The organism is Priestia sp. Y58 (assembly GCF_029522095.1).
Classification (GTDB): Bacteria; Bacillota; Bacilli; order Bacillales; family Bacillaceae_H; genus Priestia; species Priestia megaterium_E.
In genome coordinates this window covers 1-15,857 of the sequence record NZ_JAKWFL010000020.1, presented here as the reverse complement: position 1 = coordinate 15,857, position 15,857 = coordinate 1, and the positions used below count along the sequence as shown (strand labels likewise).

Here is a 15,857-nt window from a genome sequence, read left to right as displayed (position 1 = left end):
CAATCTCTTGTCTGGTGGCGATAGCGAAGAGGTCACACCCGTTCCCATACCGAACACGGAAGTTAAGCTCTTTAGCGCCAATGGTAGTTGGGACTTTGTCCCTGTGAGAGTAGGACGTTGCCAGGCACTTAAAAAAAGACTAGCTATTTTAGCTAGTCTTTTTTTGTATGTTCATTTAAGTAACAAGAAATTAAGTAAGGAATCTTTTGAGCTGTAACCTCCAGGAATCTCAAGATAAATGGGTAATCTTTCGAAGAGTATGTATGCAATAATTCATACCACCACTCTGTTTCATAACGTGAAATCATACTTAAATTATAAAGTAATAAGTAATGCGCCAACATCTCAGGAAAATATAAGCAGCTATCTTTTTCCAACGGTGCATGCAGGGTGTTATCTTGAAAATTGTACATAAAAGGTGAACAATTATATAAACAGCTTGAAGGTGCAAGAATACATACCTGATCTTCTGACAGAGACAATGACAGGCGGGAGCGCTCTTTTAAAAAAGAGTAGAGCCTTTCGTGATTCATATGATAACAACGTGTAACTTGTTCAGGAATAGACAAAGAGGTAGCTGGAAGCGATCCAATAGTTGTTAAATGGGAAAATGACCTAGTACCCAAATTTAAAAACAATGTATCTAATTCCGGTACGCACGACAACAGGTAATTCATTGTATATTTACTACCTTCCAGTTGTTTCACATGAAACAATTCTTCTCCTACTTGTGAAAACAAACCGCTTTTTTGGATCTTAACTTCATCATCTAAAAAATCATAACTTTGTTTTTTTCTTTTTCGTGTTGACACTCCATGTGCTAACACCGCAGTATTCTCTGGATATACGGGGTTTTGTGTTAACAAACAGGCTTTTAACAGCTGTGACATTCCATAAAATAATAAAACTGGTTGAACTGATACAGGAGATTGTGCCGCAACTTGATAATAATTTTTACTGTGTTCCAAATAATAAATAAAGGGGTAACTGTTTTTAAAGCTATGTTGCTCTGCATCGCTATAATTCAACTTTTGATAGCGCTTTTTTAAAAAGTCTTGTACAAAAGGAACAGAGAAAAATAAATTGTAGGACGTCCAAACATCATTAAATTTATGCAACTAAATCACCTTTTCTTTTTATTAGAATTATCTGATATCTAGTGAAGTTATTGACAGGTACATATCTGCTTGTTAATCTACTAATAATATTCTGTCGTTTAAAGGAGGATTCTATAATGTGGGAAAGCAAATTTTCTAAAGAAGGCTTAACATTTGATGACGTTTTACTGGTGCCAGCAAAATCTGAGGTACTACCTAAAGACGTTGATATGAGTGTTGAACTAACAAAAACATTAAAATTAAAGGTGCCGTTCATCAGTGCAGGAATGGATACAGTTACAGAAGCTGAAATGGCTATTGCGATGGCTAGACAAGGTGGTTTAGGTATCATTCACAAAAACATGTCGATTGAACAGCAAGCAGAACAAGTTGATAAAGTAAAACGTTCTGAAAGTGGTGTTATCACGGATCCTTTCTTTTTAACTCCTGAAAATCAAGTGTTTGCTGCTGAACATTTAATGGGCAAATATCGTATCTCAGGTGTGCCGATTGTCAACAACGAAGAAGAACAAAAACTAGTTGGAATCCTTACAAACCGCGACTTGCGTTTTATCCAAGATTATTCAATGCAAATTGCTGATGTAATGACAAAAGAAGAATTAGTTACTGCTCCAGTAGGAACGACTTTAGAAGAAGCAGAGAAAATTCTACAGCAATATAAAATTGAAAAGTTACCTCTTGTAGATGACAATGGCGTATTAAAAGGTCTTATCACAATTAAAGACATTGAAAAAGTAATTGAGTTTCCAAATGCAGCTAAAGATCAACAAGGTCGATTATTAGTTGGAGCAGCTGTTGGCGTAACAGCTGATTCAAACGTTCGTATTGAAAAATTAGTACAAGCTGGCGTTGATGTTATCGTTATTGATACAGCGCACGGACATTCACAAGGCGTTTTAGATACAGTACGCAGCATTCGCGAGGCATATCCAGAGTTAAATATTATTGCTGGTAACGTAGCAACTGCTGAAGGTACAAAAGCACTAATTGAAGCAGGAGCAAACGTAGTAAAAGTAGGAATTGGACCTGGTTCAATTTGTACAACTCGTGTTGTAGCTGGTGTAGGCGTTCCACAAATTACAGCAGTATATGACTGTGCAACTGAAGCTCGTAAGCACGGTGTAGCTATTATCGCAGATGGCGGTATTAAATACTCTGGAGATATTGTAAAAGCACTTGCAGCTGGTGGACATACAGTAATGCTAGGAAGCCTTCTAGCAGGAACGACAGAAAGTCCTGGAGAAACAGAAATCTACCAAGGTAGACGCTTTAAAGTGTACCGTGGAATGGGTTCTGTAGGAGCTATGGAAAAAGGAAGTAAAGATCGATACTTCCAAGAAGATAATAAAAAATTAGTTCCAGAAGGTATCGAAGGACGTTTGCCTTACAAAGGACCTGTAGCAGATACTTTATATCAAATGATTGGCGGTTTACGCGCAGGAATGGGTTACTGTGGTTCAGCTAACTTAGAAGCGTTACGTGAACAGGCACAATTCATTCGTATGACTGGAGCAGGTTTAAGAGAAAGCCACCCACATGATGTACAAATCACAAAAGAATCTCCTAACTATTCTATGAGATAATCATGAATGTTAAAAAAACGCGTTTCCCTATTAGGGAAACGTGTTTTTTATGTCATGGATCATGAATGTAACAGTACTTCTTTATCTATTTTTTTAAATTTTAGTATGATAAAATTACATTTATGTGAGTTTACGTTTGGAGGGTATAGAGTGAGAAACGCAGTACAGAAACAATTAATTTGTGTCATTGCTGTTATGTTAATGGCCAGCGTATTTTTTGTCTCTACACAAGCATCAGCTGCTCCTAAAACAGATGATATTGGCGTTGAAGCAGATGCAGCAATCTTAGTAGAGGCAAGTACGGGGAAAGTATTATACGGTAAAAATACGGATGCTTTATTAGGTATTGCAAGCATGACAAAAATGATGACGGAATACCTAGTATTAGAATCCATAAAAGATAAGAAATTATCTTGGGATCAACGTGTACCAGTTAGTAAATATGCAGCTAAAATTTCTCAGGATTATGGATTATCAAATGTACCGTTAATTGAAAACCAAAAATACACGGTGAAAGAATTATATGATGCCATGGCTATTTATTCAGCTAATGGAGCTGCAATTGCTTTAGCTGAAGCTGTCAGTGGTTCTGAAGAACGTTTTATTAAGTTAATGAATGAAACGGCAAAAAGATTAAATATGGGTGAATCAAAATTTGTCAATTCTACCGGTCTTTCTAATTCTTTGCTAAAAGGAATGTATCCAAAAGGAACGAAGGAAGAAGATGAGAACCTTCTATCGGCTCGGGCAGTTGCTACCCTTGCTTATCACTTAATTCATGATTATCCAGAATCTTTGGAAGTAGCTAAAACTCCTTCTAAAATGTTTAGACAAGGGCAACAAGGCGAAACAAAAATGAACAATTGGAATAAGATGCTCCCAGGTTTTTCAGCTGCCTACAGCGGCGTAGACGGCTTAAAAACTGGTCATACAGATTTTGCAGGTCAATGTTTCACTGGAACTGCAGAGCGTAACGGGGTAAGATACATAACAGTTGTAATGAATGCCAAGGAAAACGGCAAGTCTACGGAAGCTGCTCGTTTTTCTCAAACGAAAAAGATATTGGATTATGCTTTTAGTCATTTTCAGTTAAAAGAAGTAGTACCTGCTAACGGCGAAATCAAAGGGCATGAAACAATTGATGTTGCTAAAGGAAAATCAAAAGAAGCTTCCGTTTCTCCAAAGAATTCGGTAAAGATTATTACCGAAAAAGGTCAAAAAGATCATACTAAAATCAACTTTAAGTTAAACGATAAAGTTATGAACGATCAAAAAGTTGTTGCTCCTATTAAAAAAGGAGAAACAGTTGCTTATGTGAGTGCAACAAACAGCAATCTCAAAGATCTAGGCTATGTAGGAGGTCAAACTACAGATAGCATGACGCCGGTTGTGACAAACGAATCTGTTGAAAAAGCTGGATGGTTCTCTCTCGCTATCCGCAGTATTGGTAACTTCTTCAGCGATATTTGGATGAATGCTGCAAATACAGTGAATAATTGGTTTTAATGATAACTCAAGAGAAAGAAGAGATACTACAAGAGAGTATCTCTTCTTTTTATTTTTAGATTTGTTTGTATATAATCTATAAATTAGATAGGAATTTTCCGAAAAATACGGTAAAATAGACACTAAGTTTTGAATTTTGTATATACACTAAAAATTATTGTGAAACACTTGATACAGGAGGAAGACAAACATGAATAACATTACAGGTACTGATCGTGTAAAACGAGGAATGGCGGAAATGCAAAAAGGTGGCGTTATCATGGACGTGATCAATGCAGAGCAAGCAAAAATTGCAGAAGCAGCAGGCGCTGTTGCTGTTATGGCGTTAGAGCGTGTTCCAGCTGATATCCGTGCAGCAGGCGGCGTGTCTCGTATGGCAGACCCAACAATTGTTGAAGAAGTGATGAATGCTGTGTCCATTCCAGTTATGGCAAAAGCTCGTATTGGCCATATTGTTGAAGCACGAGTGCTAGAAGCGATGGGTGTAGACTACATCGATGAAAGTGAAGTGTTGACTCCAGCTGATGAGGAGTTTCATTTAAATAAAAATACATTTACGGTTCCATTTGTTTGCGGTTGCCGTGATCTTGGCGAAGCATCTCGTCGTATTGCTGAAGGAGCTGCAATGCTTCGTACAAAGGGCGAACCAGGGACAGGAAACATTGTAGAAGCAGTGCGTCATATGCGTCAAGTAAATGCTCAAGTACGTAAAGTTGTGGGCATGGACGAAGATGAGTTAATGACAGAAGCTAAACTATTAGGTGCACCTTATGAGTTATTACTGCAAATTAAACGTGAAGGTCGTTTACCGGTTGTAAACTTTGCAGCAGGCGGTGTAGCAACACCCGCAGACGCAGCGTTAATGATGCAGCTTGGAGCAGACGGCGTGTTCGTTGGATCAGGAATCTTTAAATCAGACAACCCTGAAAAGTTTGCGCGAGCAATCGTGGAAGCAACAACACATTATCAAGACTATGAACTGATTGCAAACTTATCAAAAGGATTAGGAAGTGCAATGAAAGGGATTGAAATTTCATCATTATTACCAGAAAACCGCATGCAAGAGCGTGGATGGTAATTTAAAGGGAGTTTTGACAAAATGGTAAAAGTAGGCGTGTTAGGATTACAAGGTGCCTTTCGCGAGCATGCACAAGCATTAGAAGCAGCAGGCGCTGAAGCCATTATCATAAAAAAAGTTGAACAGCTAAACGAAATAGATGGTTTAATCCTACCGGGCGGCGAAAGCACAGCGATGCGTCGTCTGATTGACAAATATGACTTTATGGAACCTCTTCGCCAGTTTGCACAAGCAGGTAAACCGGTATTTGGTACGTGTGCGGGTTTAATTTTACTCGCGGGACAAGTCGTTGACCGTGAAGAGCCCCATTTAGGTGTTATGGATATTACGGTAGCTCGAAACTCGTTTGGGCGTCAACGGGATAGCTTTGAAGCTGCCCTAAATATTAAAGATATCGGTGAAGATTTTATAGGCGTATTTATCCGTGCTCCGCATATTGTAGAAGTAGGAGAAAACGTTGAAGTCTTAGCCATGCATAACGACCGAATTGTTGCGGCAAGACAAGGTCAATTCTTGGGATGTTCGTTTCATCCAGAATTAACAGATGATGCTCGCATGGCAAAGTATTTCGTAGCAATGGTTGAAGAAGCTTCAAAAAAACCTGTATAAATGAATTGCATCTTGTACAGACTTGTAGTACATTATGATTAATAAAAATGATATTGGTATAAAGCGTTGATAGGAAATAGTAATAAGATTTTTGATTTCAAGAGAGTCGATGGCTGGTGTGAATCGATAATCAATTCTTATGAATCCGTCCTGGAGCAAGCTGTCGAAAAAGTAGTAGGCAGTTTCGGTTCATCCGTTATCTGGTTTAAGAGGAAGGCTTATTTTAGCTTTCAATTAGGGTGGCAACGCGGGTAAACTCTCGTCCCTTTCATGGGGATGAGAGTTTTTATTTTGCCCTTTTATACTAAAGGAGGTACTAAGTATGTTAGATTTAAAATTTTTACGTGCTAATTTTAATGAAGTAAAAGAAAAGCTCAAGTTTCGTGGTGAGGACTTAACGGACTTAGGTCGCTTTGAAGAGTTAGATGCAAAACGCCGAGAGCTAATTGCTCAAACAGAAGAGTTAAAAAGCAAGCGAAATGAAGTATCACAGCAAATTGCACAATTGAAGCGTGAAAAACAAGATGCTGATCATTTAATCGTTGAAATGCGTGAAGTAGGAGACCGCGTAAAGCAATTGGATGAAGAGCTTCGCAGCGTTGAAGAAGAATTAGAACTATTGCTACTTTCAATTCCTAACGTTCCACATGAAAGTACGCCTGTAGGTGAAACTGAAGATGATAATGTAGAAGTTCGCAAATGGGGAGAAATTAAACAATTTGATTTTGAACCAAAACCGCATTGGGATTTAGGAACTGATTTAAATATTTTAGATTTTGAAAGAGCTTCGAAAGTAACGGGAAGCCGCTTTGTATTTTATAAAGGGTTAGGTGCAAGATTAGAACGTGCCCTTATTAACTTTATGATGGATTTACATATGGATGAGCATGGTTATGAAGAAATCCTTCCTCCATATATGGTAAATCGTACAAGCATGACGGGAACAGGGCAGCTTCCTAAATTTGAAGAAGATGCATTCAAGATTAAAGAAGAAGATTATTTCTTAATTCCTACAGCTGAAGTACCAGTTACAAATTTACACCGTGATGAAATCTTAAGCGGAGATCAGCTTCCAATTGCTTATACAGCGTATAGTGCTTGCTTCCGCTCAGAAGCAGGCTCTGCAGGAAGAGATACACGTGGTCTTATTCGTCAGCATCAGTTTAATAAAGTAGAACTTGTTCGCTTTGTTAAGCCAGAAGATTCTTATGATGAATTAGAAAAATTAACAGGCCATGCTGAAAAGGTTCTTCAACTATTAGGTTTACCTTACCGAGTTCTAAGCATGTGTACAGCTGACCTAGGTTTCACAGCAGCCAAAAAGTATGATATTGAAGTTTGGATTCCAAGTTATGAAACGTATCGTGAAATTTCTTCTTGTTCAAACTTTGAAAGCTTCCAAGCTCGCCGTGCTAATATTCGCTTCCGCCGTGATACAAAAGCAAAACCAGAGCATGTTCATACACTAAACGGTTCTGGCTTAGCAATTGGCCGTACGGTAGCTGCAATCTTAGAAAACTACCAGCAGGAAGATGGATCAATTCAAATTCCAGAAGTGCTTCGTCCATATATGGGAAATAAAGAATTTATTTCTAAATAAAAATAGAAGATGTTCATTAAGAATTAATTCTTAATGAACATCTTTTTTTTAAAAATCAATAAAAGAGTTGACTTCATTATTTGTATATGATAAATTAATACTTGTCGATACGGAGGAATACCCAAGTCCGGCTGAAGGGATCGGTCTTGAAAACCGACAGGGGTGTTAAAGCCCGCGGGGGTTCGAATCCCTCTTCCTCCGCCATATTTGACTTATAATGCAATTAACATAGCGCGATAAATTGGAGATTGGAAAACCGTTACTTATAAGTAACGGTTTTTTATTTGTTAAAAATGCCGCTTTAATAGATAAAGCGGCATTTTTTATAGATGACGACGTTTTAACTTTTCATTATGTTGTAAAAAGCGAGCCACTTTTTCCACAATTGATTCAATTGAATCAGGATCCTTAAGAAGGTCGTATTCTCTAATATCTAAACGAAGAATAGGGCAAGCCGTAAAGTTATTAATCCAGTCTTCGTATCGGGCGTGCATCTCTTTCCAATAATCAAGAGGCGTTTGCTGTTCCATTGGTCGCCCTCTTTCTTGAATGCGATCTACAATATCTTCGAAGCTGCCTTCCAAATAAATGAGCAGATCCGGATGAGGGAAATATGGAGTCATAACCATTGCATCGAATAAGCTTGTATATGTTTCATAGTCTACTTTAGACATCGTTCCTTTTTCAAAATGCATCTTAGCGAAGATACCGGTATCTTCGTAAATGGATCTGTCTTGGATGAAGCCGCCGCCATACTCGAAAATTTTCTTTTGTTCTTTAAAGCGTTCCGCTAGAAAATATACCTGTAGGTGAAAGCTCCAACGTTCAAAATCCCCATAAAATTTGTCCAGGTAAGGGTTGGAATCTACTTTTTCAAACGATGTGCGAAATTGGAGAGCATCAGCCAATGATTGAGTCATTGTAGATTTCCCAACTCCAACTGTACCCGCTATCGTCAACACAGCATCATTAGGAATGTTGTATTTAGATCGTAAGTTTACCATTACATACTCCTTTTTAACATACTCTCTTGAACCTCTGATAAGATTCTATTTAAGTGTTGTTTATTTTGTACAAAATCTATTTCATCACCGTCATAACGTAAAATGGTTACATCAGGGTTATTTTGTTCAAACGCCGTCATAGCCTTTTCGTAATCATCACTTAGCCTCGCAAGGTAGTGAGGATCGATGTTTCGTTCAATTTCTCTTCCGCGCATTTTAATACGCTTTAACAAGGTATCCAAACTGGCATTTAAATAAATAATAATGTTCGGAGCTGGCATATTAGCCGTTAAGATGTGGAAGATTTGTACATATTTTTTATACTGTTCATCTTTTAACGTTTGCTCAGCAAAAATCATGTTTTTCATAATATGATAATCTGCTACAACAGGTTTTTTATAAGATAAGAACCCTTTTTGAATATCCTCCAACTGCTTATATCGATTACATAGAAAAAACATTTCGGTTTGAAAACTCCACTCGTTAATATTTTCATAAAATTTCCCGAGAAATGGATTTTCATCTACGATTTCTTTTAAAATTTCGAATTGAAATGCTTGTGCAATCTCTTTAGCTAGAGAGGTTTTTCCGACACCGATGGGTCCTTCTACTGAAATAAAAGGTGTGCCTTGCATTCATTTGCCTCCTTCATGACCACTCGTTCAAAAAAAACAGACAAAAAATATTTTAACATAGAGAAGGAGAATAAGGGGAAAAGAAATTTCTTCTAGTAAGAAGAATAACAAAAAGCCTACTGTTCACAGTAAGCTTTCCCTATTTATGGCTGTGTCACTCTTTTTGTAATTTTGAAGTTATCTTCAATCAAGAGCCAGTTTTGCGGGAAATCCAAGCCTAGTTTCCAGTAGGCCATTCCTCTAAGTTTTAATTCTTTGATTAAATCAAACTTGGCCTGAATAGACCTAGCGTCTTCAAACCATACTTCGTGGGTGCGCTGCTGTTCATCTTTATACCGGAAGAAAGGAGCCTGTGCTTTATTGTCGTATTGAATAGCTACTTTATAGCGAGCTGCCAACTCAATAGCTCGTTGAGGACTAATGGCTTTGGCATATTCTCCTCCTGGTTTGTAAGGAAGTGTCCAATCGTAACCGTATAGGTTTTGACCCATAATAATTTTTGAACTAGGTATTTCAGACACTGCATATTCTAAAACATCACGTACGGGACCAATAGGAGAGACGGCCATAGGAGGCCCACCGCTATATCCCCATTCATATGTCATCGGAACAACGAAGTTAGCAATCTCTCCAATGGCTTTATAATCATGTGCTTCATACCATTTGCCTTTTTGATCTCGACTTGTCTTCGGAGCTAAAGCGACAGACATAAGAAGTTGCTCATCTTGAAGACGCTTTTTTGCTTTTTGTAAAAATGCAATATAAGCTTCTTTATCTGCCGGACGCAAAAATTCGAAGTCAAAGTGAATGTCTCTGAAATTTTGTTCTTTCGCTGTTTTTACAATATTATTTAAGAGCGTATCTTGAACGTCTTTATTATTTAAAATTGCTCGGCCGACTTCGTCACTGAATGCGCCGTTTTCAATATTAGCCAATACCATTAAGAAAATGACGTCATTTTCTTTAGCAATAGAACCTAAATTGTTAAGTGGAGGCGCCTTTAGAGAACCGTCTTTTTGCACTTCGAAGTTCGCTGGTCCAAGATAAGTAAGGTATTTTGCATTCTGATTAATCATTTTCTCTGTTTGAGGAGTGATTTTTCGATTGCTTGTTTCAACATACCCTAAAAACTCACCGTTTCTTTTGTTTGGGGAAGGAGGAATTAAGATGCGGCGGCCAGGGGTTAAGGGTGCTGTAACTGAAACATTGTTCGCATTGGCAATAGCCTGATAGCTAACGCCTAATTTTCTTCCTATCTTCCATATAGTGTCTCCGGCTTTTACTGTGTAGTAAGTACCGTTGATTGGAATAACCATAGATTGCCCGATGACGAGTTGATTTGGATTAGGTAATTCATTTGCTCTTATAATCTTTCCTGCGTCAATGCGAAACTGTTTTGCAATACTATATATACTGTCACCTGCTTTAACAGTGTAAATTTGCATAATAAAAAGCCTCCATTTCATATGACTTACTTCCATCATATGAGAAGGCTTTTTACTTAATTCATCAACTCGGTATGTTTGCAAATATGAGCATTTAATACATTATGCATCATTCTCAAAGCAAAGGTATTATCTTCATCTGCGTTTGAAGCAATACAATCTTCAGGCACAATTAAGTTATACTCACGCATATAAGCATCGTTGGCTGAAAAAAGCACGCATATATTTCCTGCAATTCCTGTTAAAATAAGCGTATGCACATCGAGCTGTGATAGCAAAATATTTAAAGCTGTCCCATAGAAGATAGAATGCTTTGGTTTAATTAAGAAGTAATCAGCGTTTTGTGGTGAAATATGATGTAGAACGGGTGAACTTACCTCATTTGTACAGTGTGTTAAAATGGTCTCTAAGTTTGCCTGCCATAGCTTATAGTGGTCATTCACATAGATAATAGGGATATGTTGAGACGATGCGTACTGTTTTAACTGGGCAATGTTTTGAGCAATTGTTAAAGATTTTTCAGCAAGTATTTTGCCGTTTTTAAATTGAAAATCGTTTAGCATATCAATAATAATTAAAGCAGTTTTAGCGTTCTTCACACAAGGTCTCTCCTTTTCCTGATGTACATAGTAAATAGTGTGACTCAGAAAAAATATAATATGTAAGGTTGGATAAAAAGTGTTAAATGATGAAAAGTATATGAGGTTGGCAATTGATGAAGCATTAAAAGCCAAAGATAAATTAGAGGTTCCCATTGGAGCAGTTATTGTTCAAAATGATGAAGTGGTTGCTTCAGCTTATAACTTACGAGAAACAGAACAGCGATCAGTTGCTCATGCAGAACTTTTAGCAATTGATGAAGCATGCAAGAAACTAGGAACATGGAGATTGGAAGACGCTACGTTATATGTCACCTTAGAACCATGTCCTATGTGTGCAGGTGCTATTGTATTATCAAGAGTAAAAAGAGTTGTGTTTGGCGCTTATGATCCTAAAGGTGGCTGCGCGGGAACATTGTTAAACTTATTAGAGTTTGAAAAGTTTAATCATCAAGCAGAAGTAGTAGGAGGTATGCTAGAAGAAGAATGTGGGAGCCTCTTAACCACCTTTTTTCGTGAGTTGCGCCAACGAAAAAAGTCTGGAAAATAGCGCTAAAAAAGTAAGTTTTCTATAGCGGTTGCATTTTTGAATGAAAAGACGTATACTTGTAAATGCATCAACTTGATGCCCAAACTATTGGTTTCAACTTTGCCGTGCTAAGCGGGGAGGTAGCGGTGCCCTGTACTCGCAATCCGCTCTAGCGAGGCCGAATTCCTTCTTGAGGTTAGCTCATCTTAGGGCCTGCCTTAAGTAAGTGGTGTTGACGTTTGGGTCCTATGCAATGGGAATCTGTGAACCCTGTCAGGTCCGGAAGGAAGCAGCAGTAAGCAGAACCTCTCATGTGCCATGGGGTCGCCTGAACCGAGCTAACTGCTTAAGTAACGCCTGGGGTGGCTAATCGACGGAAGGTGCACGGCAGTTATATACATAAGTTTAGTCTACTCTGTTGGAGTAGGCTTTTTATTTTATCTCTCACTATTTTGAAAAAAAACCTTATAATACGCTATAATGATAACTAATGAATTATATTAAAAGGAGAGGGTGTAGTGGCATATCAGGCTCTGTACCGTGTATACCGTCCTCAAAGCTTTAACGACGTAGTCGGTCAACAACATATTATCAAAACACTTCAAAATGCCCTTGTCCAAGAGAAATTTTCGCATGCGTATTTATTTTCTGGACCTCGAGGGACAGGAAAGACAACAGCTGCTAAAATTTTAGCTAAAGCCGTTAACTGTGAAAAAGCACCCATTGCTGAACCCTGCAATGAATGTGCAACTTGTCGGGGAATTACTGATGGTTCCATTTCTGATGTAATTGAAATTGATGCAGCCTCTAATAATGGAGTCGATGAAATTCGAGATATCCGTGATAAAGTAAAATATGCACCTAGTGCTGTTCGATACAAAGTGTACATTATTGATGAAGTTCATATGCTTTCAATTGGAGCTTTTAATGCTTTATTAAAAACGTTAGAAGAACCTCCTGCACATGTTATCTTTATTTTAGCTACAACAGAGCCGCATAAAATTCCATTAACGATTATCTCTAGATGTCAGCGCTTTGATTTCAAACGCATTTCGCCAGAAGATATCGTATATCGGATGAAGGAAGTATTAGGTTCTGAAGAGCTAGAAGTAAGCGAGGATGCTCTTTACGAAATTGCGAAAGCTTCAGAAGGCGGCATGCGAGATGCACTTAGTCTTTTAGACCAAGCCATCTCGTATAGTACGGAGAAGGTGAGCTTAGAGGATGTTCTATCTATAACAGGAGCAGTATCACAGGCTTTTATTGTGAAGATCGTCCAAGCTATCTTTAACGAAAACATTGTAGAAGCGCTAGACTCTGTTGAAAGTTTGATCAAAAACGGAAAAGATCCAGCGAGGTTTGTAGAGGACCTCATCTTCTATTATCGTGATGTTCTGCTTTATCAAGCTTCTGAAGAAAATGCATATTTACTTGAAAAAGCAGCGGTTAACGAAGAGTTTAAAGAACTGAGTTCAAAAATGGATAGTGACTTTATTTATAAAGTCATTGCTGAATTGAACCAAACTCAGCAAGAGATGAAATGGAGCAATCATCCTCGAGTGCTACTTGAAGTAGCTTTAGTGAAATTAGCTCAAAGTTCTACAATTCAAGAGAGTGGTCTTCCATACCAAGACATTTTGCAAAAAATGAATCACATGGAAGCAGAACTGCAGCAGTTAAAAGAAAAAGGCATTCAAGTTGATCATACAGCTCAGGCAGCGCAAACAGAGAAAAAACAGACAAGACAGTCAAGAAGTCAGTATAAAACGCCTGTTGGGAAGGTAAATGAAGTTTTAAAAAATGCCACTCGGCAGAATTTAGAAACGATTAAGCGATCTTGGGCGCAGGTGTTAGACACATTGAAACAACAAAATAAAGCTTCACATGCAGCGTTGTTATCTAACAGTGAACCGGTTGCGTCTTCAGATCAATCATTTATACTTAAATTTAAATATGAAATTCATTGCAAAATGGCTTCTGAAAATAACAACAATGTACGTGATAATTTAGAGAATATCTTATATACTTTAATTGGCAGCAAGCGTGAAATGGTTGCAATTCCAGAAAGCGAATGGGATAAAGTAAGAGAAGAGTTTCTTCAAGGACAGCAAAGTGATGGGTCATCAGGTCAACTACAGGAGGAAGACCCTGTGGTTGCAGAAGCGAAAAAGCTATTTGGAGAAGACTTAATCGAAATTCAAGAGTAAATTTAGGAGGAATGTTCATATGATGAAAGGCATGGGCAATATGCAAAAAATGATGAAACAAATGCAAAAAATGCAAAAAGATATGCAAAAAGCGCAGGAAGAGTTAGCTGAAAAAACTGTTGAAGGTACAGCTGGCGGCGGAATGGTAACAGTTGTAGTTAACGGTCAGAAACAAGTAATTGATGTAAATATTAAAGAGGATGTAGTAGATCCTGAAGATATTGAAATGCTACAAGATTTAGTACTAGCAGCAACAAATGACGCATTAAAACAAATGGACGATTTAACAAATAACACAATGGGTCAATTTACAAAAGGTTTAAATATTCCAGGACTTTAATAAGGTGGTTGCCACGTGCATTATCCAGAACCAATATCCAAGCTTATAGATAGTTTTATGAAGTTACCCGGCATTGGTCCAAAAACAGCTGTTCGCTTAGCATTCTTTGTTTTATCTATGAAAGAAGATACAGTATTAGATTTTGCAAAAGCATTAGTTAATGCAAAGCGAAATTTAACCTATTGTTCAGTTTGTGGGCATATCACAGATCAAGATCCTTGCTACATTTGCCAAGATCAGCGCAGAGAGCGAAGTGTGGTGTGTGTCGTGCAAGACCCTAAGGATGTCATTGCAATGGAGAAAATGAAAGAATATAACGGCTTGTATCATGTCCTGCATGGCGCAATTTCACCTATGGAAGGAATAGGGCCTGAAGATATCAAAGTACCAGAGTTATTAAAAAGACTTCAAGATGATGAGATTCAAGAAGTGATTTTAGCTACTAACCCGAATATAGAGGGCGAAGCTACAGCTATGTATATCTCTAGGCTCTTAAAGCCGACAGGAATTAAAATTACTAGAATTGCTCATGGGTTACCCGTTGGAGGAGACCTTGAGTATGCAGATGAAGTAACATTATCTAAAGCCCTAGAAGGTAGAAGAGAAGTATAACGAGGTACTTGCATATGTTTTTTAAAAGAAAAGGTTGGTTACGCAAAGAGTATGATGATGAATTTGTGAAGACTTTTATGCAAGTAAAGCAGGAATGGAGTCACAAAACTTCAATGGTAGAAAGAAGTGTAGATCCTTCAGAAGAGGTAATGGTAGATATTCGATTAGCCAAAATGAAGTATCTTTTTCTATTAAAAGAAGCCAAGCATCGAAATATTTCAATTAACAGGATGTCATAGAGGCATCCTGTTTTGTTGTCTTTATAAAATAAGGATTTCTCTCTGTGAAATAGTGCTTTTTTTGAGTGCTTGGACATACATATAAGGTAACTTATCTGCTTTAAGAAGGAGGCAACATGCTAAATCATCCCATTGTAGTTGTGTCTTTTTTAACAGGACTAATCATTCTACTCTTAGTAACAGGTGGTGTTGAAAAAATGCTTCGAGTCATTGGAAATTTATCGATTAAGCTTATTATTGGCGTTCTGCTGCTTTTCTTTATTAACATCTTTGGCGTACAGTTCGGTATTCATATCCCTATTAATTTCCCCACAGCCATTGTTTCAGCTATTTTAGGTATTCCAGGAATAGCTGCCTTACTTGTTATTAATAATTTCATATTATAATTTGGATGAATATCCAAAATAAAAGTTTTCTGGAATCTTTTCGAGAAAACTTTTATTTTTTTTGAAAAAGTTGTTGACCATCAAGTTAACAGATGTTATATTTATATACGTCGCTAAGACAACAACAAAAAACAACTCGAAAATAACTTAACAAAAAAGTTATTGACAAGTTATCCTTAAGGTGGTAAGATAAGAAAGTCGCCTTGAGACAAGAGTTCTTTGAAAACTGAACGAAATAGTAAACGTCAACGTTAAATTTTATTTTTTAATTGAGCAAGTCAAACATTTCTTCGGAGAGTTTGATCCTGGCTCAGGATGAACGCTGGCGGCGTGCCTAATACATGCAAGTCGAGCGAACTGATTAGAA

Annotated in this window: 16 protein-coding genes, 1 tRNA gene, 2 rRNA genes, 1 other RNA gene and 1 other annotated feature; of the genes, 15 read left to right on the top strand and 5 right to left on the bottom strand. The window is 37.6% G+C overall.

What is annotated here, in order from left to right; all coding sequences use genetic code 11:
• The first annotated feature begins 10 nt into the window (after positions 1-10).
• Positions 11-126: ribosomal RNA gene (gene rrf / locus MMB68_RS27370) — 5S ribosomal RNA — on the top strand.
• A gap of 26 nt (positions 127-152) precedes the next feature.
• Here the strand turns inward: rrf and MMB68_RS27365 are convergent.
• A complete protein-coding gene (locus MMB68_RS27365; protein WP_221786110.1) occupies positions 153-1,118 on the bottom strand; it encodes a YaaC family protein in 966 nt (321 codons plus the stop codon).
• Between the two features lie 116 nt (positions 1,119-1,234).
• Here MMB68_RS27365 and guaB point away from each other — a divergent pair, with 116 nt between their 5' ends.
• From guaB to MMB68_RS27335, 6 genes are all read left to right on the top strand, one after another.
• Entirely contained in the window at positions 1,235-2,701 is a 1,467-nt protein-coding gene (guaB, locus tag MMB68_RS27360; protein WP_013054827.1) for an IMP dehydrogenase, read from the top strand.
• Between the two features lie 150 nt (positions 2,702-2,851).
• A complete protein-coding gene (locus MMB68_RS27355) occupies positions 2,852-4,207 on the top strand; it encodes a serine hydrolase (protein WP_221786111.1) in 1,356 nt (451 codons plus the stop codon).
• Between the two features lie 190 nt (positions 4,208-4,397).
• Positions 4,398-5,285 carry a pyridoxal 5'-phosphate synthase lyase subunit PdxS gene (gene pdxS / locus MMB68_RS27350; RefSeq protein ID WP_013054829.1) on the top strand — a complete coding sequence of 296 codons (888 nt, stop codon included), beginning with the start codon at positions 4,398-4,400 and terminating at the stop codon, positions 5,283-5,285.
• Positions 5,286-5,306: 21 nt separating this feature from the next.
• Complete coding sequence (gene pdxT / locus MMB68_RS27345; protein WP_013054830.1) at positions 5,307-5,894, top strand: pyridoxal 5'-phosphate synthase glutaminase subunit PdxT; 588 nt, start codon at positions 5,307-5,309, stop codon at positions 5,892-5,894.
• A gap of 57 nt (positions 5,895-5,951) precedes the next feature.
• Positions 5,952-6,164 (top strand) — a binding site (T-box leader).
• Positions 6,165-6,216: 52 nt separating this feature from the next.
• Complete coding sequence (gene serS / locus MMB68_RS27340; protein ID WP_013054831.1) at positions 6,217-7,494, top strand: serine--tRNA ligase; 1,278 nt, start codon at positions 6,217-6,219, stop codon at positions 7,492-7,494.
• Positions 7,495-7,605: 111 nt separating this feature from the next.
• Positions 7,606-7,698: transfer RNA gene (locus tag MMB68_RS27335), tRNA-Ser, on the top strand.
• Positions 7,699-7,817: 119 nt separating this feature from the next.
• Here the strand turns inward: MMB68_RS27335 and MMB68_RS27330 are convergent.
• The 4 genes from MMB68_RS27330 to MMB68_RS27315 form a co-directional block, all read right to left on the bottom strand.
• Complete coding sequence (locus tag MMB68_RS27330) at positions 7,818-8,498, bottom strand: deoxynucleoside kinase (protein ID WP_221786112.1); 681 nt, start codon at positions 8,496-8,498, stop codon at positions 7,818-7,820.
• Complete coding sequence (locus MMB68_RS27325) at positions 8,498-9,133, bottom strand: deoxynucleoside kinase (protein ID WP_221786113.1); 636 nt, start codon at positions 9,131-9,133, stop codon at positions 8,498-8,500. The genes MMB68_RS27330 and MMB68_RS27325 overlap by 1 nt, the downstream gene beginning before the upstream one ends.
• A 143-nt stretch (positions 9,134-9,276) precedes the next feature.
• Positions 9,277-10,578: a glycoside hydrolase family 18 protein gene (locus MMB68_RS27320; RefSeq protein WP_153254531.1), complete on the bottom strand. Its 1,302-nt coding sequence runs from the start codon at positions 10,576-10,578 to the stop codon at positions 9,277-9,279.
• 56 nt (positions 10,579-10,634) lie between these two features.
• Positions 10,635-11,177 carry a cysteine hydrolase family protein gene (locus MMB68_RS27315; protein ID WP_221786114.1) on the bottom strand — a complete coding sequence of 181 codons (543 nt, stop codon included), beginning with the start codon at positions 11,175-11,177 and terminating at the stop codon, positions 10,635-10,637.
• A gap of 79 nt (positions 11,178-11,256) precedes the next feature.
• Here MMB68_RS27315 and tadA point away from each other — a divergent pair, with 79 nt between their 5' ends.
• From tadA to MMB68_RS27275, 8 genes are all read left to right on the top strand, one after another.
• Positions 11,257-11,727, top strand: a complete 471-nt coding sequence (gene tadA, locus MMB68_RS27310) for a tRNA adenosine(34) deaminase TadA (protein ID WP_221786115.1) — start codon at positions 11,257-11,259, stop codon at positions 11,725-11,727.
• Between the two features lie 102 nt (positions 11,728-11,829).
• Positions 11,830-12,094: signal recognition particle sRNA large type (gene ffs, locus MMB68_RS27305), an RNA gene on the top strand.
• A gap of 130 nt (positions 12,095-12,224) precedes the next feature.
• Positions 12,225-13,913 (top strand): DNA polymerase III subunit gamma/tau, encoded by a 1,689-nt coding sequence (gene dnaX, locus MMB68_RS27300; RefSeq protein WP_221786116.1) that lies wholly within the window; start codon positions 12,225-12,227, stop codon positions 13,911-13,913.
• A 19-nt stretch (positions 13,914-13,932) separates the two neighbouring features.
• Positions 13,933-14,253 carry a YbaB/EbfC family nucleoid-associated protein gene (locus tag MMB68_RS27295; RefSeq protein WP_013081327.1) on the top strand — a complete coding sequence of 107 codons (321 nt, stop codon included), beginning with the start codon at positions 13,933-13,935 and terminating at the stop codon, positions 14,251-14,253.
• A gap of 15 nt (positions 14,254-14,268) precedes the next feature.
• Complete coding sequence (gene recR / locus MMB68_RS27290) at positions 14,269-14,865, top strand: recombination mediator RecR (RefSeq protein WP_014461944.1); 597 nt, start codon at positions 14,269-14,271, stop codon at positions 14,863-14,865.
• A 14-nt stretch (positions 14,866-14,879) separates the two neighbouring features.
• On the top strand, positions 14,880-15,104 hold the full coding sequence (locus MMB68_RS27285) for a YaaL family protein (RefSeq protein ID WP_013054840.1): 225 nt from the start codon (positions 14,880-14,882) through the stop codon (positions 15,102-15,104).
• Between the two features lie 116 nt (positions 15,105-15,220).
• Entirely contained in the window at positions 15,221-15,490 is a 270-nt protein-coding gene (locus MMB68_RS27280) for a pro-sigmaK processing inhibitor BofA family protein (RefSeq protein ID WP_028410391.1), read from the top strand.
• 287 nt (positions 15,491-15,777) lie between these two features.
• Positions 15,778-15,857: ribosomal RNA gene (locus tag MMB68_RS27275) — 16S ribosomal RNA — on the top strand; the annotation flags it as partial.